The sequence below is a fragment of the Entomomonas sp. E7T21 genome, assembly GCF_058693955.1.
Genome location: NZ_CP191672.1, coordinates 3,200,225 through 3,221,748, shown reverse-complemented (window position 1 = coordinate 3,221,748; position 21,524 = coordinate 3,200,225). Strand labels below are relative to the sequence as shown.

The window sequence follows — 21,524 nt, the reverse complement described above, 5'->3', positions numbered from 1 at the left end:
ATTATGAAGAAAACAATATTATTAATACTATTAATAGTATTTTGCTTACCTTCTGTGGCTTCAACGGAAGGTTATCCTGTTGTCTATCGTATTAGTAATTACTATGATACTTCACTAAAAGTAAAAGTTGATGTAGTAACTAAGCATTTAGGGACTTTTATATTAACAAACTCTAAAACATCACTTTCAAAAGTACCTCAACCCAGAAAGCAAGTCTATTGTGCCGATAATAATAGTTTAGTGGAATATAATAGAGCACAGCGTTGTAGTTTAATATATTGGTTTATAGATCTTAAGCGTCAACCTATGGAAGGAATTAATGGTGCAGGACAAGATGATTATTATTTGAATAATGGTCAATGGTTAATTACAGAAGCTTATAACTTTCCACGTTTTCATAATATTTCCAAAACATTAGTATGTGTTAACGATAAAACGTGTCAGCCTATACCTGCTGATGGGTTACCTTTATTTTTTATTTGGGGCAAGCAACCTACAACTGTAAAATTACCTTCTTTAACTGTTAATCTTTTTACAGATAGACAAGGGGATACTTTATTAGATAAACAAAAGTTAGTGAAATGGTTAGAACCTAGGTATGAGTATATTGCTAAAGTATTTCATACTGATAATGATTATCCAATTAATATTATTTGGTTGGCTCGGAATGCTAATGCGAAAGTTTCTGGTGGATTAGCAGGCTATCATTCATTTTTAGCAAATTATTATGTTGAGAATAACCAGCTTGTAAAAAATACAGAAACTATATTATTACATACCTCTTTGCATGAGTATGTGCATGTGGCTTCCCGTTATCGATATGCTACTTGGATTGAGGAGAGTATTGCGGAATATTATGCGAATAAGGCTGTAACATTAGGAGAGTTTAATACTAATTCGTTAGAGCGTTGGCAAAAAATTGCTTCAGCACATCCTTCTTTCTCCACAGGTTTATATGAGGCAAATCAAAAATTGTTAAAAGGTGCTGTTAGTTATTATAGTGTTTTGTATATAAAAGGATCTGCATTCTGGAGTGAAATAGACCAGCACCTATTACAACATAATACTTCTTTAGATGAATTTATTCCTTACTTGGCTGGAACAAACGATAATATAGAGTTACCTAAAGTGTTTATTGATAAAGTAGAACCTATTATAGGTAAAGATATCTTTGATCAATTAGTACAACACTATCTACGTTAGTTTAGATTAAATATTTATGAGAAATAGGATTTTTTTAATAATAATAGGTTTAGTTATTTGTTTAATTTCTCAGGCAGAAGACTATCAAATTATTTACCAGTTAAAAAAAGAGTTTTACCCATCTTTAAGAGTTAGAGTCGAAGTAAATACAAAGCCATTAAATAATTTTATATTAGAAGAATCAAGATATTATTATGGAGATAAACGGCCTGCAAGAGATGTATATTGTGCAAATGACAATACTAAGATTAGTTATGGTCAACCAGCTAATTGTGAGTTAATTTATTGGGTTATAGATGTTAAAAGGCAGTCTGTTACAGGGGTTGGTGCTAGGTCTTTAGAAGATTATTATTTAAATAATGGGCAGTGGACTCTTTCTGAGAGTAAAAACTTTCCAAGAATTATCGGGGCTGCAAAGGAGTTAGTCTGTGTAGATGAACATGGTTGTAAACCATTGCCCTCAAAAGAAGAGCCCTTTTTATTTTGGGTTTGGGGGCGAGCACCTACTCAAGTCACTGTAGCTAATAAACAGTTTGAGATATTTTCGGATAAAAGTGCTGAAGCTATTAATAAACGAATGTTAATGGTTAAGGTTGAAGCTAATCTTAGATATTTAAATAAAGTTTTTACCTCACAATTGGGTAATTATATTAAAAAACCTATATCTATAGTGATGTTAGAACGAAATGATAGAATCATGGAAGATGCAGGTGGTGTTGCCCAAGATCATGTGGCATTAATTAATTACTATACTTATGGCTATCAACTTGCTGAGGATTGGGAAGTTCGTTTTCATAAAACAATGCTACATGAATATGTGCATTTATTAGTTCCATGTGAGTCATTTTCAAGGTGGGCATGTGAGAGTCTAGCAGATTATTATGCTTATAAAGCTTTAACTGTAGGTAGACTAAATACAACTACTTTAGATCGTTGGTTTAGGCTGGAAATAAACAATCCTAAGAATGCATTAGGTATGTATCAAATAGATAAAAAATTCTGGCAAACAGGAAGTTGGAATTACTATAGCTTATTTTATGTAAAGGGAGCCGCTTTTTGGAATGAGTTAGACAGCATGTTGCATAAGAAATATCATAATTTAGATAGTTATTTGCACTTATTGGTGATAGAACCCAATAAATATCAATCAAATTTACCCCAACCTTTTGTTAATAAAATAATAGAAATCATTGGTGAGCAAGAGTATAAAAAACTATCAGCGAAGTATTTAGAGTAATAATTAAAAAGGGGCTATAAAGCCCCTTAAATAAAATTTAACCTGCAATAGAGGGTAATAGTTTTTCCCATGCTTTAACTTCTTTCTTGGATGCTCCACCCAAAGCTTCAAGTGCTTGACGAAAGCGGTAGCGAGATAGGTCTGGGCCTAAAATTTCCATTGCATCAAGTACCGGCAGTGAACTAGTTTTACCAGTGATAGCCACAAATACCATAGGCATAATATCTCTGAATTTAACTTCAAAGAAGTCGGCAATACCTTGTACACATAGCGTAATTTGATCTTTTTCCCAATGCCTTAAAGCTTCTAATTTCCACAAAAGTAGTTGCATTGCTTGGCGAACTTGTTCAGGAGAAAGCTTTTTATTTTCAAAAAGAGTAGTGTCTATAGGAACTCCTCCCATAAATAAAAAGTCAGCTAAAGGAACAATTTCGCTAAATGTTTCAACTCTATCTTGTAATAGAGGGATAATTTTAGTGAAGTAGTCTTTATTAAATCCCCAAGTTTGAACTTTGCTAGCAAATTCTTCAACAGATAGATCACGAATCCATTGTCCATTTAACCAAGAAAGTTTTTCGATATCAAAAATAGGACCACCTAATGAAACGCGCTTGATATCAAAACTTTCAATCATTTCAGTTAAAGTAAATTTTTCACGTTCATCAGGCATAGACCAGCCCATACGACCTAAATAATTCAACATGGCTTCTGGTAGAAAACCCATACGCTCATAGAAATTAATAGAGGTAGGATTTTTACGTTTTGATAACTTACTTTTATCTGGATTACGTAATAATGGCATATAGCAAAGTTCAGGTTGCTCCCAGCCAAAATACTCATAAAGCTTAATTAGTTTTGGTGCAGAAGGTAACCATTCTTCACCACGTAGCACGTGAGTAATGCCCATTAAATGATCATCTACTACATTAGCTAAGAAATAAGTAGGTAAACCATCTGTTTTCATCAATACTTGCATATCCATACGATCCCATGGTATCTCTACTTCACCACGGAGCATGTCGTTAACTACACATATTCCATCGCTAGGAACTTTCATACGAATAACATTTGGCTCATTAGCAGACAAGCGGTTGTTTACCTCATCTGAGCTGAGGTGCATACAATGACCATCATAGCGAGGTGTTTCTTTATTTGCCATTTGCTCATTACGAACTTGTTCTAAACGTTCGGCAGTACAAAAACAATGAAAAGCATGACCTTTTTCTACAAGTTCAGTTGCATACTTTTTATAAATATCTCCACGTTCACTTTGTCTATATGGGCCGTATGGGCCTCCAATATCTGGGCCTTCATTCCATTCGATACCTAACCAACGTAATGCATCAAAAATTTGTTGTTCAGATTCACGAGTTGAGCGTACTTGATCAGTATCTTCAATACGTAAAATGAACTCCCCGCCATGTTGACGAGCAAAACAAAGATTAAAAAGAGCAATATAAGCGGTGCCTACATGAGGATCACCTGTTGGAGATGGTGCAATACGTGTACGAACAGTAGTCATAGGACTCTCAAATAAGGAAAAGTAATGTTAATAAATTTATTAATGTAAAATTAGCGTAAATAAGGATTATTATCCAATTAAAATATTTTACTATAACCATTACAACAAAAACACCGTAAGGACATAAAGATGAGTATTAAAAATTGGCCAGCAACAGAAAGACCTAGAGAAAAACTACTAGCACAAGGTGCTAGTTATTTAACAGATGCAGAGCTGCTAGCTATATTTTTAAGAACAGGAGTGACAGGGAAAAGTGCTGTAGATTTGGCGAGGCAACTGCTTTCAGAGTTTGGTAGCTTGCGTGCATTATTGGAAGCAGATTTAAAATCCTTTAGTTCTCACCTTGGTTTAGGTGTAGCGAAATTTACTCAACTACAAGCTGTTATTGAAATGGGTAAACGTCACCTAGCAGAAAAGCTACAAAAGGGTACGGTAATGGACAACCCTCAAGTGGTTAGGGATTTTTTATGTGCACAATTACGCGATGAACCTCATGAGGTGTTTGGTTGTTTATTTTTGGATAGTAAATATCGAGTAATAGCCTATGAAAATCTATTTTATGGCAGCATCAATGAGTCAACTGTTTATCCTAGACAGATAATTAAAAGGTGTCTGCATTTTAATGCTGCCGCTGTTATCTTTACTCATAACCATCCATCAGGCATTACTGAACCAAGTAATAATGACAAACTGTTAACTAAAGAATTAATAAATGCTTTATCTTATGTAGATATTAAAGTATTAGATCACTTAATTATTGGTGAGGGAGAACCTTTTTCCATGGCTGAATGGGGGATGATTTAAAAAATGGAAAATATCTGTGGTTAATTTTAGAGATGTGGGAGAGTTTGTTAATTTATTAGCAGAGCAGGAGTTAATGAGGAGGAAGTGCTTATATAGAGGTGGTAAAATCACTTACCTTGAAAATCTTGATCAAATCGAAACCCCAAAAACAATTATTAATTTGAGAAAAGGGCAAGATCCATATTTTTCTAATATTAAAATGCTACAAATAGCAACAGATAATCAATTGGAGGTTTATAAGACATCGGATAATAAGGTTCGACGTTGGTTAAATGAAGTGATGATGTGTTTTCAAAATAGTTAAATAGACTTTCCTATATTTATTCATTGTACTTCAGGTAAAGATAGAACAGGCATTGTTATTGCAGCATTATTAACTTTGTTAGATATTCCTCAGGATATAATCATTGAAGAATATCTACTAAGTGAGGGAGAGGTAAAGCGTGATTGGATAGAACAAGCCTTAAATGGTATTGGTGATACAAAAAAGTACTTTAATAAAATTTGTAGTAGCACTATAAAGAAACAGTTTTTAGCTATTTAAAAAAAGCCAATACTTACCTCAAATAAGCGCTCGACATCACGAATATATTTTTTATCTACTACAAATAAAATAATATGATCCTCTGATTGGATCAACGTATCATCATGTGCAATAATTACCTCATCACCACGTACAATTGCACCAATAGTTGTTCCTGGCGGTAATCCTACACGTTCAACAGTTCTACCTACTACTTTACTTGATTTTTCATCACCATGAGCGATAGCTTCAATAGCCTCAGCAACCCCCTGATGTAACGAGTGTACACTTACCATATCACCGCGTCTAACATGAGTTAATAAACTACCAATAGTAATATTTTGTGGGCTGATAGCAATATCAATAGTATTTGCTTGAATAAGTTTTACATAAGCAGGGTTATTAACAATAGTCATCACCTTTTTAGCACCTAACTGCTTAGCTAATAATGAAGACATAATATTGGCCTCATCATCATTCGTTAATGCTAAAAATACATCTGCTTCTGCTATGTTTTCTTCAACTAATAGTTCTTTATCAGAAGCACTACCTTGTAACACAATACTGGTATCTAGCTTTTCAGAGAGCTCCCTACAACGAACAGTATTGTGTTCAATAATTTTTACCTGATAACGTGTTTCTATTGCTTCAGCTAGCCGTTCACCAATATTCCCACCCCCCGCAATTACAATTCGTCTATTGGCAGATTCGGCACGTCTTAACAAATTAATAATAGAACGTACATTATTTTTAGCAGTAATAAAAAAGACAATATCATCTACCTCAATAATTGTTTCTCCATTAGGTAGAATAGGATGATCATGTCTATAAATAGCTACTATACGAGCATCAATATTAGGTAAAAGGGTTTTAATCTGCTGTATCTGTTGACCAATTAAGTTACCACCATAATAAGCCTTAACCGCTACTAACTGTGCTTTCCCTTCTGCGAAGTCAATAACTTGGAATGCACCAGGGTATTCAATAAGTCGTTTAATATAATTAGTCACCAACTGTTCAGGGCTAATAATTACATCAACAGGAATAGCTTCATCAGCAAATAACTCATCCCTACTTAAATAAGCAGAATTGCGAATACGTGCAATACGAGTAGGGGTGTGAAATAGTGTATAAGCAACCTGACAGGCAGTCATATTAACTTCATCAGAATTAGTAACGGCTACCAATAAATCAGCATCGTCTGCACCCGCTTGTCGTAATACCGTTGGAAATGAAGCCATACCTTTAATTGTACGAATATCTAAACGATCGCCTAAATCACGTAAGCGCTCAGTATCTAGATCTACTACAGTAATATCATTTGCTTCACTGGCTAAGTGTTCAGCAAGTGTGCCGCCTACTTGGCCAGCTCCAAGAATAATAATCTTCATTTATTTATCAATAAATAGTGAAAGTTTAAAAGATAAAAGAAATAATACACGTTTATAACCATAATATATATGGCTATATAACAATAGCTATTCTTTACAATTAAATATTCTTAAATAGATTGTTTAACTTCCGATGCTTATATAGATAGTATTTAGAACAAGGCATTAAAATTTATTTAATCAAAGAAAATAAGTTAGTGTTTGCAGCGTGTTAAAAGGGTAGATTAAAAATAAACAAAAAAAGTAGTTGACGGGTTTTGTTGATCGCGTATAATGCGCGTCCTCGATAGGCAGTAAGCAAAAAGTTGGTTACCAAACTATCACTGTTCTTTAACAATATAAATCAAGTAAATCGTGTGGGTGTTTGTAGTACTGGTAAGAAATATCAGTAATATAAACAACTCGTCATAGATTGAGTTTTTAGATTACTGAGCCGTTTTAGAACCTTATGGTTCAAAAGATTTTAAACTGAAGAGTTTGATCATGGCTCAGATTGAACGCTGGCGGCAGGCCTAACACATGCAAGTCGGGCGGTAACAGGTCTTTCGGGATGCTGACGAGCGGCGGACGGGTGAGTAAAGTCTAGGAATCTGCCCAGTAGTGGGGGACAACGCGGGGAAACTCGCGCTAATACCGCATACGCCCTACGGGGGAAAGGTGCTTTATTGTACCGCTATTGGATGAGCCTAGATCAGATTAGCTAGTTGGTGGGGTAAAGGCCCACCAAGGCGACGATCTGTAGCTGGTCTGAGAGGATGATCAGCCACACTGGGACTGAGACACGGCCCAGACTCCTACGGGAGGCAGCAGTGGGGAATATTGGACAATGGGGGAAACCCTGATCCAGCCATGCCGCGTGTGTGAAGAAGGTCTTCGGATTGTAAAGCACTTTAAGTTGGGAGGAAGGGGTGAAGTAACGACTCACCTTTGACGTTACCAACAGAATAAGCACCGGCTAACTTCGTGCCAGCAGCCGCGGTAATACGAAGGGTGCAAGCGTTAATCGGAATAACTGGGCGTAAAGCGCGCGTAGGTGGTTTGTCAAGTTGGATGTGAAATCCCCGGGCTCAACCTGGGAACTGCATCCAAAACTGACTGACTAGAGTACAGTAGAGGTTAGTGGAATTTCCTGTGTAGCGGTGAAATGCGTAGATATAGGAAGGAACACCAGTGGCGAAGGCGACTAACTGGACTGATACTGACACTGAGGTGCGAAAGCGTGGGGAGCAAACAGGATTAGATACCCTGGTAGTCCACGCTGTAAACGATGTCAACTAGCCGTTGGGACCCTTGAGGTTTTAGTGGCGCAGCTAACGCAATAAGTTGACCGCCTGGGGAGTACGGTCGCAAGATTAAAACTCAAATGAATTGACGGGGGCCCGCACAAGCGGTGGAGCATGTGGTTTAATTCGACGCAACGCGAAGAACCTTACCTGGCCTTGACATGTCCGGAATCCTACAGAGATGTGGGAGTGCCTTCGGGAATCGGAACACAGGTGCTGCATGGCTGTCGTCAGCTCGTGTCGTGAGATGTTGGGTTAAGTCCCGTAACGAGCGCAACCCTTATCCTTAGTTACCAGCACGTAAAGGTGGGCACTTTAAGGAGACTGCCGGTGACAAACCGGAGGAAGGTGGGGATGACGTCAAGTCATCATGGCCCTTACGGCCAGGGCTACACACGTGCTACAATGGTTGGTACAGAGGGTTGCCAAGCTGTGAAGCGGAGCTAATCTCAGAAAACCAATCGTAGTCCGGATTGAAGTCTGCAACTCGACTTCATGAAGTCGGAATCGCTAGTAATCGCGAATCAGAATGTCGCGGTGAATACGTTCCCGGGCCTTGTACACACCGCCCGTCACACCATGGGAGTGGGTTGCTCCAGAAGTAGCTAGGCTAACCTCGTGAGGCCGGTTACCACGGAGTGATTCATGACTGGGGTGAAGTCGTAACAAGGTAGCCGTAGGGGAACCTGCGGCTGGATCACCTCCTTAAACGAAAGCTGGTACTACAAGTACCCACACGAATTACTTGATTTATAATTGCAAAGAACGAATTGGGCGGATGCCTAAAAAGTTAACAGATTAGGGTCTGTAGCTCAGCTGGTTAGAGCACACGCTTGATAAGCGTGGGGTCGTAGGTTCAAGTCCTACCAGACCCACCAATTAAATGGGGCCATAGCTCAGCTGGGAGAGCGCCTGCCTTGCACGCAGGAGGTCAGGAGTTCGATCCTCCTTGGCTCCACCAGATAATAATCAAAAGAAGCTAGAAGCTAATTCTTTTAAGCAAAGAGAATTACCTTCTAACTTTTAAAGTTAGACTGTTCTTTAACAAATTAGATATGCAAAGAAGTAAAGATTAATTAGTAATTACTGGTCTAATTACTAATGCTGAGGTGAAAATATTGCGAACTCAAGCGCAAATTTTCGGCGAAACAAATGTCGATTCTTTGGTTGTGTAGCTTTAGATTACTAGATAATTTAGGGTTATATAGTCAAGTGAATAAGCGCATACGGTGGATGCCTTGGCAGTCAGAGGCGATGAAAGACGTGATACCTGCGAAAAGTTACGGGGAGCTGGGTACAAAGCATTGATCCGTAAATGTCTGAATGGGGAAACCCAACTGAGAGAACCTCAGTTATCCAGTACTGAATACATAGGTACTGAGAAGCGAACCAGGGGAACTGAAACATCTAAGTACCCTGAGGAAAAGAAATCAACCGAGATACCCCAAGTAGTGGCGAGCGAACGGGGTGCAGCCAGTGTTCAGAAGCATATGTATTAGTGGAATGGTCATGGGAAAGCCAATCATAGAGGGTGATAATCCCGTACACGAAAATACGCATGTGGATCTAAGTACACAAAAAGTAGGTCGGGGCACGAGAAACCTTGACTGAAGACGGGGGGACCATCCTCCAAGGCTAAATACTACTGACTGACCGATAGTGAACCAGTACCGTGAGGGAAAGGCGAAAAGAACCCCGAGTAGGGGAGTGAAATAGAACCTGAAACCGTATGCGTACAAGCAGTGGGAGCGGACTTGTTCCGTGACTGCGTACCTTTTGTATAATGGGTCAGCGACTTATATACAGTAGCAAGCTTAACCGAATAGGGGAGGCGTAGCGAAAGCGAGTCTTAATAGGGCGCCTAGTTGCTGTGTATAGACCCGAAACCAAGCGATCTATCCATGGGCAGGTTGAAGGTTAGGTAACACTGACTGGAGGACCGAACCGACTACCGTTGAAAAGTTAGCGGATGACCTGTGGATCGGAGTGAAAGGCTAATCAAGCTTGGAGATAGCTGGTTCTCCTCGAAAGCTATTTAGGTAGCGCCTCATGTATAACTTCTGGGGGTAGAGCACTGTTTCGGCTAGGGGGTCATCCCGACTTACCAACCCGATGCAAACTCCGAATACCAGAAAGTTCTAGCATGGGAGACACACGGCGGGTGCTAACGTCCGTCGTGAAAAGGGAAACAACCCAGACCGTCAGCTAAGGTCCCAAAATTTTGGTTAAGTGGGAAACGATGTGGGAAGGCATAGACAGCTAGGAGGTTGGCTTAGAAGCAGCCATCCTTTAAAGAAAGCGTAATAGCTCACTAGTCGAGTCGGCCTGCGCGGAAGATGTAACGGGGCTCAAACCAAATACCGAAGCTACGGGTTCACGTTTTACGTGAGCGGTAGAGGAGCGTTGTGTACGCCTGTGAAGGTCAATTGAGAAGTTGGCTGGAGGTATCACAAGTGCGAATGCTGACATGAGTAACGACAATGGGTGTGAAAAACATCCACGCCGAAAGACCAAGGTTTCCTGCGATACGTTAATCGAAGCAGGGTTAGTCGGCCCCTAAGGCGAGGCTGAAAAGCGTAGTCGATGGGAAATAGGTTAATATTCCTATACTTCTAATAACAGTGATGGAGGGACGGAGTAGGCTAAATCAGAGTGGCGTTGGTTGTCCACTTGAAAGGCTGTAGGTAGATCTCTTAGGCAAATCCGGGAGATTATTACTGAGAACTGATGACGATTCATTTATCTTAAATGGAAAGTGATTGATGCCATGCTTCCAAGAAAAGCTTCTAAACTTATGTTATTAGGAACCGTACCCCAAACCGACACAGGTGGTCAGGTAGAGAATACCAAGGCGCTTGAGAGAACTCGGGTGAAGGAACTAGGCAAAATGGCACCGTAACTTCGGGAGAAGGTGCGCTGGTGGTAAGTGAAGTTCCTCGCGAATGGAGCTGAAGCCAGTCGAAGATACCAGGCCGCTGCAACTGTTTATTAAAAACACAGCACTCTGCAAACACGAAAGTGGACGTATAGGGTGTGACGCCTGCCCGGTGCCGGAAGGTTAATTGATGGGGTTAGCTTAGGCGAAGCTCTTGATCGAAGCCCCGGTAAACGGCGGCCGTAACTATAACGGTCCTAAGGTAGCGAAATTCCTTGTCGGGTAAGTTCCGACCTGCACGAATGGCGTAATGATGGCGGCGCTGTCTCCACCCGAGACTCAGTGAAATTGAAATCGCTGTGAAGATGCAGTGTATCCGCGGCTAGACGGAAAGACCCCGTGAACCTTTACTGTAGCTTTGCACTGGACTTTGAACCTGTTTGTGTAGGATAGGTGGGAGGCTTTGAAGTTAGGACGCTAGTTCTAATGGAGCCAACCTTGAAATACCACCCTGACATGTTTGAGGTTCTAACTCTGACCCGTTATCCGGGTTGAGGACAGTGTATGGTGGGCAGTTTGACTGGGGCGGTCTCCTCCTAAAGAGTAACGGAGGAGTACGAAGGTGCGCTCGGCGTGGTCGGAAATCACGCTAAGAGTATAAAGGCAAAAGCGCGCTTGACTGCGAGACAGACAAGTCGAGCAGGTACGAAAGTAGGTCTTAGTGATCCGGTGGTTCTGTATGGAAGGGCCATCGCTCAACGGATAAAAGGTACTCCGGGGATAACAGGCTGATACCGCCCAAGAGTTCATATCGACGGCGGTGTTTGGCACCTCGATGTCGGCTCATCACATCCTGGGGCTGAAGCCGGTCCCAAGGGTATGGCTGTTCGCCATTTAAAGTGGTACGCGAGCTGGGTTTAGAACGTCGTGAGACAGTTCGGTCCCTATCTGCCGTGGACGTTTGAGATTTGAGAGGGGCTGCTCCTAGTACGAGAGGACCGGAGTGGACGAACCTCTGGTGTTCCGGTTGTCACGCCAGTGGCATTGCCGGGTAGCTATGTTCGGAAGAGATAACCGCTGAAAGCATCTAAGCGGGAAACTTGCCTCAAGATGAGATCTCACTGGGGATTTAATCCCCCTAAAGGGCCGTTGAAGACTACAACGTTGATAGGTTGGGTGTGTAAGCGTAGTGATACGTTGAGCTAACCAATACTAATTGCCCGAGAGGCTTGACTATATAACCCCAAGTTATTTAGTTAACCAAAGAAAGACAAGCAAAAGTCGAAAGTGAGCAAATGAGTTCGTTTGCCAAAGCGTAGACTAGACTGAAATAATGATTAATCTTTACAGCATACAAAAGCATATCTGATTTGGGTGATGGGGTAAGATAACCAAGAACCTTCTCACCATAAAGAATTGCTTGAGGAAAATAGAGCGTTGGAACCACCTGAATCCTTCTCGAACTCAGTAGTGAAACGACGTATCGCCAATGGTAGTGTGGGGTCTCCCCATGTGAGAGTAGGTCATCCTCAAGCTCCTAATACAAGCCCCTGACTATAAACAGCAGGGGCTTTTTTATTGTGCAATGAATAATATATAAGTGAATTACAGAGTTGTCCTTCAAGTTGTAAGTAACATTGAAGGACTATAGAGTTATTTAATGGCACAGAATATTTTCTAGAAATTGTTTCGCTCGATTTGTTGAGGGGGCATTAAAAAATTGTTCTTTGGGTCTATCTTCTAAAATTTGGCCTTGATCCATAAAAATAACTCGATTAGCTACTTTTTTGGCAAATCCCATTTCGTGGGTTACTACTAGCATGGTCATACCTTCTTCTGCTAGTTCTACCATTACATCAAGTACTTCATTAATCATTTCTGGATCTAGGGCAGAAGTGGGTTCATCAAATAGCATACAGATAGGATCCATACATAAGGCTCTGGCAATGGCTACTCGTTGTTGTTGACCACCTGATAGTTGACTAGGGTATTTGTTGGCATGATCTTTTAGCCCTACCCTTGTTAGCAGAGAATTTGCTTTATTGAGTGCCTGTTGTTTAGTGCGTTTAAGTATTTTTATTTGTGGTGTAATAAGATTTTCGATAATGGTCATATGGGGGAATAGTTCAAAGTGTTGGAATACCATACCTACTTTGGAACGAAGCTTGGGTAAGTTGGTTTGAGGATCGTTAACTTTGATATTGTCGATAACTATTTCACCTGTTTGTATTTCTTCTAAAGCATTGATAGTTTTTATAAAAGTTGATTTGCCTGAGCCAGAAGGGCCGCAGATAACTACAACTTCACCTTTTTTAACGTCTGTTGAGCAGTCTTTGAGCACGTGAAAATTGCCATAGTATTTATTTATATTGTTAACGGTTATCATGATAGTCTCACTTTTCTACTTAGGCGTCTTACTAGTTTTGACGTAATAAAACAAATAATAAAATATACAAATCCGGCAAAGAGAATTAATTCTACTAATCTGCCATCACGATCTCCTACTTTATAGGCTGTGCTGAAAAAGTCGGATAAGCCAATTACATAAACCAGTGATGTATCTTGGAAGAGGATAATTGCTTGGGTTAGTAGGATGGGGATCATTTTGCGAAAGGCTTGGGGTAGAACAACTATTCGCATAGTTTGGAGTTTGGTAAAGCCTAGTGCATAGCTAGCATTGATTTGACCCTTAGAGATACTTTGAATACCTGAACGTATAATTTCTGAGTAGAAGGCGGCTTCAAATAGGGTAAAACCGATTAGTGCAGAAAGAAAGCGGATATCTAGTGTAGGGTCATCTAGTAAGTTTCTTAGTAAACCAGGAACAATCAGGTAGAACCAGAGTAGTACCATAATCAGTGGAATAGAGCGAAACAGGTTAACATAACCTTTTGCTAGTAATGCTATGCTTTTTCCTAGAAAGGTTTTGCTGTCGTTTAAGCGAGCTAAAGCCAATAGTGTGCCTAAAATAATACCTGTAATAATGGCAACACCTGTAATTTCTAAGGTAGTTATCATTCCTTTTAATAGTAGATGGCGAGCATCGTATATTACATTCCAATCAAACTCGTACATTATTTATCTCCTGTTATATAACCAGGTATTTGTAATTTTTTCTCTAATTTATGCATTAGTAACATAACAATGATGTTGACGAGCATGTAAAGTGCTGTAATTACTATAAAGGCTTCATAAGGTTGTGCTGTGTAATCAACGAGTTGTTGAGCTTGTCGAGATAGTTCGATAAAGCCAATAGTAGTAGCCACTGAGGAGTTTTTAAAAATATTCAGAAACTCTGATGTAAGAGCTGGCATGATAATACGGATAGCTTGGGGGATTCGAACGGTGAAATATATTTGTAAAGTGGTAAATCCCAAAGCTAAACCTGCTGCTGTTTGTCCATCTGGTACAGCTTGAATACCTGTTCTTACTTGTTCGGCAATACGTGCAGAGGTAAATAGGCCTAGGCATATCCAAGCAGTTAGAAACTGGGAATAAAGAGGCGGCATTTGAAACAGAGCATCTCTGGCTGTTTGAGGTAAAAATTCAGGTATAACAAAAAACCAGATAAATAATTGCACCAAAAGAGGGATATCTCTAAATAGTTCAATATAGCCGCTAGCAATACTTGAGATAATAGGATTTTTGACAGTCCGTAAGGTGCCTATAATACCGCCCATTATTAGTGCAAGTATCCAAGCTGTAATGGAAAGTACGATGGTTCCAATTAAGCCTGCAATAATCCAATCAATATAGGTAGCATCGCCTGAAGGAACGCTTTGGAAGAAGACACTCCAATTCCAACTATAATTAGTCATGATGAATTCTCTTATAATAATTATGTTAGGCTTAGTAGAGTTACTAAGCCTATTTAGGTGCTGTTACTCAAAAGGTTTGTCGTTGGGTGCTTTGAAGAGAGCCTGCATTTTTTCTGAGAGTGGGAATTCAAGATTTAAGTTTTTAGGTGGAATAGGTTTATTAAACCATTTATCATAAATAGTATTAATTTCTCCTGAGGTCATCAGTTTTGCGATGGTTTCATCTGCGATAGCTTTAAATTCTGGATCGTCTTTACGTATCATACAACCATAAGCTTCATAAGATTGTGGTTCTCCTACTACTACCCAATCTGAAGGGTTTCTTGCTTTAGCTCTTTCGCCGAATAATAATGCATCATCCATCATAAAGGCTACTGCTCTTCCCGACTGTAACATAAGGAATGCTTCACCATGATCTTTGGCACTAATTATGTTCATATTCATGTCTTTATCATTATCCATTTTTTGTAGAATACGCTCTGAGGTTGTACCTGCAGTAGTAACTACATTTTTACCTGCTAGGTCAGGAAAGTCTTTAATACCTGAGGTGGTTTTAGTCATTAAACGTGTACCAATAATAAAGATAGTATTGGAGAAGCCTACTTGTTGAGCACGTTCTTTATTATGGGTAGTTGAACCACATTCGATATCAATTGAACCATTTTGGAGCAATGTAATACGGTTTGCAGAGGTTACAGGTAGCATTTTTGTTTTTAGGTCTGGAAGGTTGAGTTTAGCTTTAATGGCATCAACTATTTTCATTTCAATTTCTTGTGAATAACCAATCACATTTTGGTTATTGTCATAGTATGAGAAAGGAACAGAGGATTCGCGATGGCCCAGTAATATTGTGTTAGTAGATTTAATCTTATTGAGTGTAGGAGATTCTGCTAAGGCTATGGAGGATAAACCTAATGCAGAGATTGTTAGTACAGCGATGGAAGTTTTGAGTAAACGCATAAAAGCACCTTTTTATATTTCTAAAATTGAGTTGTTGTTATTTTAAATAGGCAAACTTTGTGCCACTATGATTACTATAAAGGGCTTATAAGAGGGCGGTAAACACGACGAAAGTATAGGAAAATACAGCTAATATTATTATTTGTTAGGTTGGGCTATAGTGACGAAATATGTGCAGATTATTGAAAGATAAAAAAGGTTAGTAAGACTATTACTAACCTTTAGGTTTGCTTAGAAATCAAAGCTTAGTTTTGTCCAAACTGTACGACCTGGTTCTGGTATTTGTTGATCAGCAGTAAAACCAAACATATTGGCACCCCCTCTATTTAAGTGTTCCACATAATAGCGATCAAATAAGTTATCAACCCCTGCTGTTAATTTAAAGTTTTTATTTATTTGGTAACCTCCATTAAAGGAGAAAATACCAAAGCCAGAGCTTTTACCAAAGTCTTTACCAATGACATTGCCTTGGTTGGTAGCAACACGGCTTTGTGAGTCAACAATACGCATTAATGCACCTGCTGACCATTTATCATATTGATAGTTAAGACCTAACCGCACTTCTAAAGGGGGAATTTGTGGTAGGGCACGGCCATCGCTACTATTTTTACCCCATGAGTAAGCAAGACTTGCATCTGTTGTCCAACGATCTGTGAGCTTGTAGGCTGCACCTAATTCACCACCCATAATACGGGCATCAACGTTACCTACATTATTAGCAGCACCTTGTTGAGTGAAGATAATATAGTCGCCAACCCAACCTACATAACCAGATGCCCAAGCACTTAAACGATCATTGTTATATTGTAGGCCAAAATCAACTTGTGTTGTTTTCTCTGGTGCTAATTTTTTGAACGCGGTATTTTTATTGGCGCCACTAAATAGCTCCCAATAGTCTGGAAAACGCTGAGTATGACCGATACCTGCGTAAAGGGTAGTTGGTGAGTCTGCTAAGTCATATTCAAAACGCATAAAACCACTAGGAAGGGTTTTGGTTCTTTCTTTACTTATTTGTTCTGCTCTAGCTCGATAGTGATCGATTCTAGCACCTGTAATAAGCCTACTTTGCTCAGAGGTATACCAAGTTAACTCACTAAAAGCACCATAATTACTAATATAGGCGTCTTTAGTCCAACCATCTGTTGTTAACATCATCTGTCTGTTTTTAGATCGATGAGTATCACGTTTGCCATCTATCCCTGTTTGTAATTTGAAATCAGTCCACTCCCAAGTAGCGCTCACTTTACCACCCATAGTTCGGCGATCAGGATTAGACTCCATCCAGTTTGGCGGGGGATTCATATGGCGTAAGCGAAAGTTATCCATCACATGATTAATATAGTTGTAATAGACTTGAGCTTCTACTTTATTTAATACTTCACCTATATTAGATTTTTCAAAACGAACGCCGTAGGATTCTCTTAGAAAGCGAGAGCCATCCATACTTCTATCTGCATAACGGGCTTCGCCATTACCACGACCTGCTGTTAGTTCTAGTAGTGTGTCTTCATCAGGCGTTATACCAAGAGCAAGATCGCCATTCCATTTACTCCATTTGGAGTGGATACGATTATCATTACCATCATGGTAGTCACCTGCTTTGGATTGGTTTCCAGTAAATCGAAGGTAACCATATTGATTACCACCGACCGCATCTAGGTTTTTATCGAAGCGACCATCTGTACCAATTAATACGCTACCACTGATATGTCCACCTAGTTCATGGAAACGATGTGGATCACGTTCGAATAAAATAGTACCTGCAGAGCCTGTTGGTCCCCAAATTACAGTTTGTGGGCCTTTAATTACAGTTATGCGGTCGTAAGTTTCAGGAGAAATATAAGAAGTAGGTGTATCCATTCGTCCACCACAGCCTCCCAGAATTGTTCCTCCATCGGTTAATATATTAAGGCGAGAACCAAACATACCACGGAAAACAGGGTCACCATTAGAGCCGCCTTTGCGCACTACAGAAAAACCAGGAATTGTTTTTAAGTAATCAGCACCATCACTGGCTGGAACGGGTTGTCGGGGTTGTTTAGGGTCTGTTACCACTGTTAATGGGGAAGTTTGAGGCGCAGCAGTTATTACAATGGTATCTAAAGTAATATCTGAATTATTTTTTTGCTTATTTTCATCTGATTCATTTGCGTAGGTAGGTTGGTAACCTAATCCTACAGATAGAATCGAAATAATACATGCTAAATAAGCATGCTTATTGCGAGACATAGCCATAAAACTTAATCCTTCTTTAATTAAAGTAATATCTATCTAGCAAATAACCAATCTTTATCCTTAAGTAAAAGGACTACTTACATTGCTAGATAATAAGTTTTTATAGATGAGTTATATAAATAAAGAAGGAGGAGCGCGGCTTAGAGGGCTATTATAAAGAGGTGAGAATATATCATTGAAATGATAAGGCGTAGTATATTGATGTATAGGTGGAGCCTGTACAATAACAGCTATATAAGTAGTTAGGACAGGTGTGTGTAGTAAATCACAATAACCACATAAGCTCATTTGGTGATGGTTGGTTTGTGGTGTTGAAGTTTGTGATGCTGATTGATCTGAGGATATAGTGTTGTGGTGATTAGAATGATCCATTGTCTCATGTTGAGACATGGTCATAGAGTGGGATGCAACAGAAACCATGGCCAATATTTGCGAGGTAACAGGCCCAATAGTGAGCATTAATACTGCAAATAGACCAAGATAGGCTAGGTAGTGCTGTTTTGCTTTGCGACTAAATAACCGCATAACCCCATTATCCCGATATAATATGTTACATTATAGGTTAATGGCTGCTTTCAACAAGCGACATAATGTAACAGTTATAAAGTTTATTTTATTGCTAGTTAGTTGAGTTATCTTTTTTTAAATTGCTGTATTTTTTATTAAATAGGTTATTCTGCTAAATTTTAAAAGATGTTTGCAATTATATTTTAATTATTTTATGGTATGCGCATGAAAACATATCAAACACTTATACTTTATCGTCAATATTGCTGCCTAAATCTAGTTGCGCAGCGACTTAGTCAGTTCTGCTAAAAATAAAACGAAAACTATTTAAGAACTCTCTTATTTGATAAGTATTTTGAAGGAATTTTAATTATGTCTATGCAACAAGTACCAGCTCATAAATATCGTGCTTTTCCTATGGTCGATATTCCAGATCGTACATGGCCATCAAAAACAATTGATAAAGCGCCTGTTTGGAGTAGCTCAGATTTACGTGATGGCAATCAATCATTGATCGAGCCAATGGATGCTGATAAAAAAATGAAATTCTTTAAAACCTTAGTTGATGTAGGTCTTAAAGAAATTGAGGTGGCTTTTCCCTCAGCTTCACAAACAGATTACGATTTTGTGCGTGAGTTAATTGAAAATAATCATATCCCAGATGATGTTTATATTCAGGTATTGACTCAAGCGCGTGAGGAGTTGATTCGCCGTACTTTTGAATCATTACGTGGTGCTAAAAAAGCTATCGTGCATTTCTATGTGGCGGTGTCTCCTTCTTTTCGTCGTATTGTTTTTAAACAAGATAAAGAATCTATTATTCAAACAGCAGTAAACTCAGCTAAATTGTTTAATGAGTTGGCAGCGCAGCAACCAGAAACTGAATGGGTATTTGAGTTTTCACCAGAAACATTCAGTATGGCCGAATTACCATTTTCTGTAGAAATTTGTAATGCAGTGTTGGACGTTTGGAAACCTACACCTGAGAAAAAAGTTATTTTGAATTTACCTGCAACCGTAGAAAGCTCTATGCCGAATGTATATGCAGATCAAATAGAGTGGTTCTGTCGCCATGTGAATCATCGTGATAGTGTATTAGTAAGTGTGCATTGCCATAATGACCGTGGTACAGGTATTGCTGCTACTGAGTTAGGTTTATTAGCTGGCGCTGACCGTGTGGAAGGTTGCTTGTTTGGTAATGGTGAGCGTACAGGTAATGTGGATATTGTTACTTTAGCTTTAAATATGTATACGCAAGGTGTTGATCCTAAATTAGACTTTTCTGATATTGATGCTGTACGTAAAGTGGTGGAAGAGTGTAATCAAATTGCAGTGCATCCACGTCATCCTTATGTGGGAGACTTAGTACATACTGCATTCTCTGGTTCGCATCAAGATGCTATTCGTAAAGGTTTTGCTGCGCAAACTGAAGATATCTATTGGGAGGTGCCTTACTTACCGATTGACCCAAGTGATATTGGTCGTAGCTATGACGCAGTCATTCGTGTTAATAGTCAATCAGGTAAGGGTGGTATTACTTACTTATTGGAGCAAGAGTATGGTATTAGCTTACCGCGTCGTATGCAGATCGAGTTTAGCCAAGTAGTACAAAAAGAAACTGATCGTTTAGGGTTAGAAATGACGGCTAAACAGATCCACAGTTTGTTAGATACTGAATATTTACAAGCAAATCAACCATTTCAATTAGTAAAACATCGCCTCCAAGAAGAGAATGATGTTAGTACTGTAGATTTAGAAGTTAATGTAGGTGGTAAAGTTGAACATTGGCAAGGTTCTGGTAAAGGGCCATTAGAAGCAGTAGTTTCAGCCTTACCTGTTAAAGTAGAAATTATGGATTACAATGAGCATGCTATTGGTGCAGGCAGTACAGCTAATGCTGCCGCTTATATTGAAATTCGTATGGAAGGACAACGTCCATTACATGGTATAGGTATTAATGAAAATATAACTACTGCTAGTTTCCATGCGTTATTTAGTGCAGTTAATCGTGCTATGCAAATAGCTAATGGAAAAGCTGCATAACAGTTATTAAATAGGCAAGGCTAATCCCTTGCCTATTGTTTATTTGCTTCTTCTTTTACTTTTCTTTTTTCTTCATTAATATATTTCATTACATCACCAATGGGGTTGGATGATTTATTTAATCCTTTGACACAACAGTATATTTTTTTACCGTAGATAGAATTAGTTTTTAATTCAATTATGGCATCATATACGCTAACTCTTGTTAAAGCTGGAGTGCCTGAGGAAAATAAGCCAACTTTATATATATTTCTTATATTTCTTATATTTCTTATATTTGTTATAGGCGTAGTAATTTCACCCTTTTTACCTATGATTATTAGGTTGCCATTTTCAATATATATTTCTTTAATTCTAAAGTAAGTAAATAGTAAGTAACTACAGATAAAAATATGAATTATAAGAGCAGTAATTATATCTATATCACCATCATAGTAAAAAAGTAAAGGAAGGGCGAAACAAGCACAAATCATTATCAATTTATGATGAAGATATTCTTTTTTAGTTAGAAAGTAGCTTCCATCCATATTTATAGTCTTCTTCTTATATATTTATCAAATATTAGCATATTTCATTACTTTCTTTAATTAATATAGCATTTGATTTTCTGGTTTAGGATTAACTTTTTAAAACCATTTTTATATGAGGAATACCATCCTCATAATACATGTCTCCCTCAGCTATAAAACCAAAAGAACCATAAAATTGTTGCAAATGGGCTTGGGCTGATAGATAAATAGGTAATGTACCTGACCAGTGCTGTTTACAAGCATGTAGTGCTTTTTCTAGAAGTCGGTTGCCTAAACCAGCACCTCGTGCAGCAGGCGCTGTGATCACTCTACCTATAGATAATTGAGTATCAGTTGCTAGTATTCTAGCATAAGCCACTAGTTGATTAGCTTGCCATGCCATTATATGTCTGTTTTCACTCATTAAGTCTTGGCCATCAATATCCTGATAAACACAATTTTGTTCTACAATAAATACTTCGTTACGTAATTTTAATAGTTGATAAAGTTGTTCAGTAGTTAATTGGGAATGGTGCAGATCTTGCCAGATAATTTGCATAATAATATGTTCTTAAGTATTTAGTTAAACTATAAAATTGATCTAAAGCTAAATT

At 38.7% G+C, this 21,524-nt stretch carries 16 protein-coding genes, 2 tRNA genes and 3 rRNA genes; 11 read left to right on the top strand and 10 right to left on the bottom strand.

Annotation, left to right across the window (positions count from 1 at the left end):
* The first annotated feature begins 3 nt into the window (after positions 1 to 3).
* On the top strand, positions 4 to 1,203 hold the full coding sequence (locus tag ACQVD9_RS15345; RefSeq protein ID WP_264746796.1) for a hypothetical protein: 1,200 nt from the start codon (positions 4 to 6) through the stop codon (positions 1,201 to 1,203).
* Positions 1,204 to 1,219: 16 nt separating this feature from the next.
* Positions 1,220 to 2,440 (top strand): hypothetical protein, encoded by a 1,221-nt coding sequence (locus tag ACQVD9_RS15340; RefSeq protein ID WP_264746795.1) that lies wholly within the window; start codon positions 1,220 to 1,222, stop codon positions 2,438 to 2,440.
* A gap of 37 nt (positions 2,441 to 2,477) precedes the next feature.
* On the opposite strand, the gene gltX is transcribed toward ACQVD9_RS15340, so the two are convergent.
* Positions 2,478 to 3,962, bottom strand: a complete 1,485-nt coding sequence (gene gltX, locus ACQVD9_RS15335; protein WP_264746794.1) for a glutamate--tRNA ligase — start codon at positions 3,960 to 3,962, stop codon at positions 2,478 to 2,480.
* A gap of 129 nt (positions 3,963 to 4,091) precedes the next feature.
* Here gltX and radC point away from each other — a divergent pair, with 129 nt between their 5' ends.
* The 3 genes from radC to ACQVD9_RS15320 are packed head-to-tail and all read left to right on the top strand — an operon-like array spanning position 4,092 to position 5,310.
* A complete protein-coding gene (radC, locus tag ACQVD9_RS15330; RefSeq protein WP_264746793.1) occupies positions 4,092 to 4,766 on the top strand; it encodes a RadC family protein in 675 nt (224 codons plus the stop codon).
* Positions 4,767 to 4,782: 16 nt separating this feature from the next.
* Positions 4,783 to 5,070, top strand: coding sequence for a hypothetical protein (locus ACQVD9_RS15325; RefSeq protein WP_264746792.1), 288 nt, complete (start codon positions 4,783 to 4,785; stop codon positions 5,068 to 5,070).
* Positions 5,071 to 5,310, top strand: coding sequence for a tyrosine-protein phosphatase (locus ACQVD9_RS15320; protein WP_319804749.1), 240 nt, complete (start codon positions 5,071 to 5,073; stop codon positions 5,308 to 5,310). It abuts the gene before it with no gap.
* Here ACQVD9_RS15320 and trkA read toward each other — a convergent pair.
* On the bottom strand, positions 5,307 to 6,680 hold the full coding sequence (gene trkA / locus ACQVD9_RS15315; RefSeq protein WP_264746791.1) for a Trk system potassium transporter TrkA: 1,374 nt from the start codon (positions 6,678 to 6,680) through the stop codon (positions 5,307 to 5,309). The genes ACQVD9_RS15320 and trkA overlap by 4 nt on opposite strands.
* A gap of 465 nt (positions 6,681 to 7,145) precedes the next feature.
* Here trkA and ACQVD9_RS15310 point away from each other — a divergent pair.
* From ACQVD9_RS15310 to rrf, 5 genes are all read left to right on the top strand, one after another.
* Positions 7,146 to 8,671: ribosomal RNA gene (locus tag ACQVD9_RS15310) — 16S ribosomal RNA — on the top strand.
* A 93-nt stretch (positions 8,672 to 8,764) separates the two neighbouring features.
* Positions 8,765 to 8,841, top strand: a tRNA-Ile gene (locus ACQVD9_RS15305).
* Positions 8,842 to 8,848: 7 nt separating this feature from the next.
* Positions 8,849 to 8,924 (top strand) — tRNA-Ala (locus tag ACQVD9_RS15300).
* 245 nt (positions 8,925 to 9,169) lie between these two features.
* Positions 9,170 to 12,075, top strand: a 23S ribosomal RNA gene (locus tag ACQVD9_RS15295).
* Positions 12,076 to 12,257: 182 nt separating this feature from the next.
* Positions 12,258 to 12,373 (top strand): 5S ribosomal RNA (gene rrf / locus ACQVD9_RS15290).
* Together the 16S, 23S and 5S rRNA genes with 2 tRNA genes alongside form the textbook arrangement of a ribosomal RNA operon.
* A 122-nt stretch (positions 12,374 to 12,495) precedes the next feature.
* On the opposite strand, the gene ACQVD9_RS15285 is transcribed toward rrf, so the two are convergent.
* The 6 genes from ACQVD9_RS15285 to ACQVD9_RS15260 all read right to left on the bottom strand — a co-directional run bounded on the left by ACQVD9_RS15285 (position 12,496) and on the right by ACQVD9_RS15260 (position 18,376).
* A complete protein-coding gene (locus tag ACQVD9_RS15285) occupies positions 12,496 to 13,224 on the bottom strand; it encodes an amino acid ABC transporter ATP-binding protein (protein ID WP_264746790.1) in 729 nt (242 codons plus the stop codon).
* Positions 13,221 to 13,913, bottom strand: coding sequence for an ABC transporter permease subunit (locus ACQVD9_RS15280; protein ID WP_264746789.1), 693 nt, complete (start codon positions 13,911 to 13,913; stop codon positions 13,221 to 13,223). The genes ACQVD9_RS15285 and ACQVD9_RS15280 overlap by 4 nt, the downstream gene beginning before the upstream one ends.
* Positions 13,913 to 14,656 carry an amino acid ABC transporter permease gene (locus ACQVD9_RS15275; protein ID WP_201093798.1) on the bottom strand — a complete coding sequence of 248 codons (744 nt, stop codon included), beginning with the start codon at positions 14,654 to 14,656 and terminating at the stop codon, positions 13,913 to 13,915. The genes ACQVD9_RS15280 and ACQVD9_RS15275 overlap by 1 nt, the downstream gene beginning before the upstream one ends.
* Before the next feature lie 63 nt (positions 14,657 to 14,719).
* Positions 14,720 to 15,616 carry a glutamate/aspartate ABC transporter substrate-binding protein gene (locus ACQVD9_RS15270; RefSeq protein WP_264746788.1) on the bottom strand — a complete coding sequence of 299 codons (897 nt, stop codon included), beginning with the start codon at positions 15,614 to 15,616 and terminating at the stop codon, positions 14,720 to 14,722.
* Between the two features lie 231 nt (positions 15,617 to 15,847).
* On the bottom strand, positions 15,848 to 17,845 hold the full coding sequence (locus ACQVD9_RS15265) for a TonB-dependent copper receptor (protein ID WP_413774183.1): 1,998 nt from the start codon (positions 17,843 to 17,845) through the stop codon (positions 15,848 to 15,850).
* A 117-nt stretch (positions 17,846 to 17,962) separates the two neighbouring features.
* The gene (locus ACQVD9_RS15260; protein ID WP_264746786.1) at positions 17,963 to 18,376 is read right to left on the bottom strand and encodes a DUF2946 domain-containing protein; all 414 of its coding nucleotides are present in this window, start codon (positions 18,374 to 18,376) and stop codon (positions 17,963 to 17,965) included.
* A 354-nt stretch (positions 18,377 to 18,730) separates the two neighbouring features.
* Between ACQVD9_RS15260 and leuA the strand changes: the two genes are divergently transcribed.
* Complete coding sequence (gene leuA / locus ACQVD9_RS15255; protein WP_264746785.1) at positions 18,731 to 20,401, top strand: 2-isopropylmalate synthase; 1,671 nt, start codon at positions 18,731 to 18,733, stop codon at positions 20,399 to 20,401.
* A gap of 32 nt (positions 20,402 to 20,433) precedes the next feature.
* Here the strand turns inward: leuA and ACQVD9_RS15250 are convergent, their stop codons facing one another.
* Both ACQVD9_RS15250 and ACQVD9_RS15245 read right to left on the bottom strand, forming a co-directional pair.
* Entirely contained in the window at positions 20,434 to 20,928 is a 495-nt protein-coding gene (locus ACQVD9_RS15250; RefSeq protein ID WP_264746784.1) for a hypothetical protein, read from the bottom strand.
* A 91-nt stretch (positions 20,929 to 21,019) separates the two neighbouring features.
* Positions 21,020 to 21,469 carry a GNAT family N-acetyltransferase gene (locus tag ACQVD9_RS15245; RefSeq protein WP_264746783.1) on the bottom strand — a complete coding sequence of 150 codons (450 nt, stop codon included), beginning with the start codon at positions 21,467 to 21,469 and terminating at the stop codon, positions 21,020 to 21,022.
* Positions 21,470 to 21,524: the final 55 nt, after the last annotated feature.

Coding starts and splice junctions, on each gene's coding strand:
- ACQVD9_RS15345 (WP_264746796.1), top strand. CDS start 4: ATGAAGAAAACAATATTATTAATACTATTAATAGTATTTTGCTTACCT.
- ACQVD9_RS15340 (WP_264746795.1), top strand. CDS start 1,220: ATGAGAAATAGGATTTTTTTAATAATAATAGGTTTAGTTATTTGTTTA.
- gltX (WP_264746794.1), bottom strand. CDS start 3,962: ATGACTACTGTTCGTACACGTATTGCACCATCTCCAACAGGTGATCCT.
- radC (WP_264746793.1), top strand. CDS start 4,092: ATGAGTATTAAAAATTGGCCAGCAACAGAAAGACCTAGAGAAAAACTA.
- trkA (WP_264746791.1), bottom strand. CDS start 6,680: ATGAAGATTATTATTCTTGGAGCTGGCCAAGTAGGCGGCACACTTGCT.
- ACQVD9_RS15285 (WP_264746790.1), bottom strand. CDS start 13,224: ATGATAACCGTTAACAATATAAATAAATACTATGGCAATTTTCACGTG.
- ACQVD9_RS15280 (WP_264746789.1), bottom strand. CDS start 13,913: ATGTACGAGTTTGATTGGAATGTAATATACGATGCTCGCCATCTACTA.
- ACQVD9_RS15275 (WP_201093798.1), bottom strand. CDS start 14,656: ATGACTAATTATAGTTGGAATTGGAGTGTCTTCTTCCAAAGCGTTCCT.
- ACQVD9_RS15270 (WP_264746788.1), bottom strand. CDS start 15,616: ATGCGTTTACTCAAAACTTCCATCGCTGTACTAACAATCTCTGCATTA.
- ACQVD9_RS15265 (WP_413774183.1), bottom strand. CDS start 17,845: ATGTCTCGCAATAAGCATGCTTATTTAGCATGTATTATTTCGATTCTA.
- ACQVD9_RS15260 (WP_264746786.1), bottom strand. CDS start 18,376: ATGCGGTTATTTAGTCGCAAAGCAAAACAGCACTACCTAGCCTATCTT.
- leuA (WP_264746785.1), top strand. CDS start 18,731: ATGTCTATGCAACAAGTACCAGCTCATAAATATCGTGCTTTTCCTATG.
- ACQVD9_RS15250 (WP_264746784.1), bottom strand. CDS start 20,928: ATGGATGGAAGCTACTTTCTAACTAAAAAAGAATATCTTCATCATAAA.
- ACQVD9_RS15245 (WP_264746783.1), bottom strand. CDS start 21,469: ATGCAAATTATCTGGCAAGATCTGCACCATTCCCAATTAACTACTGAA.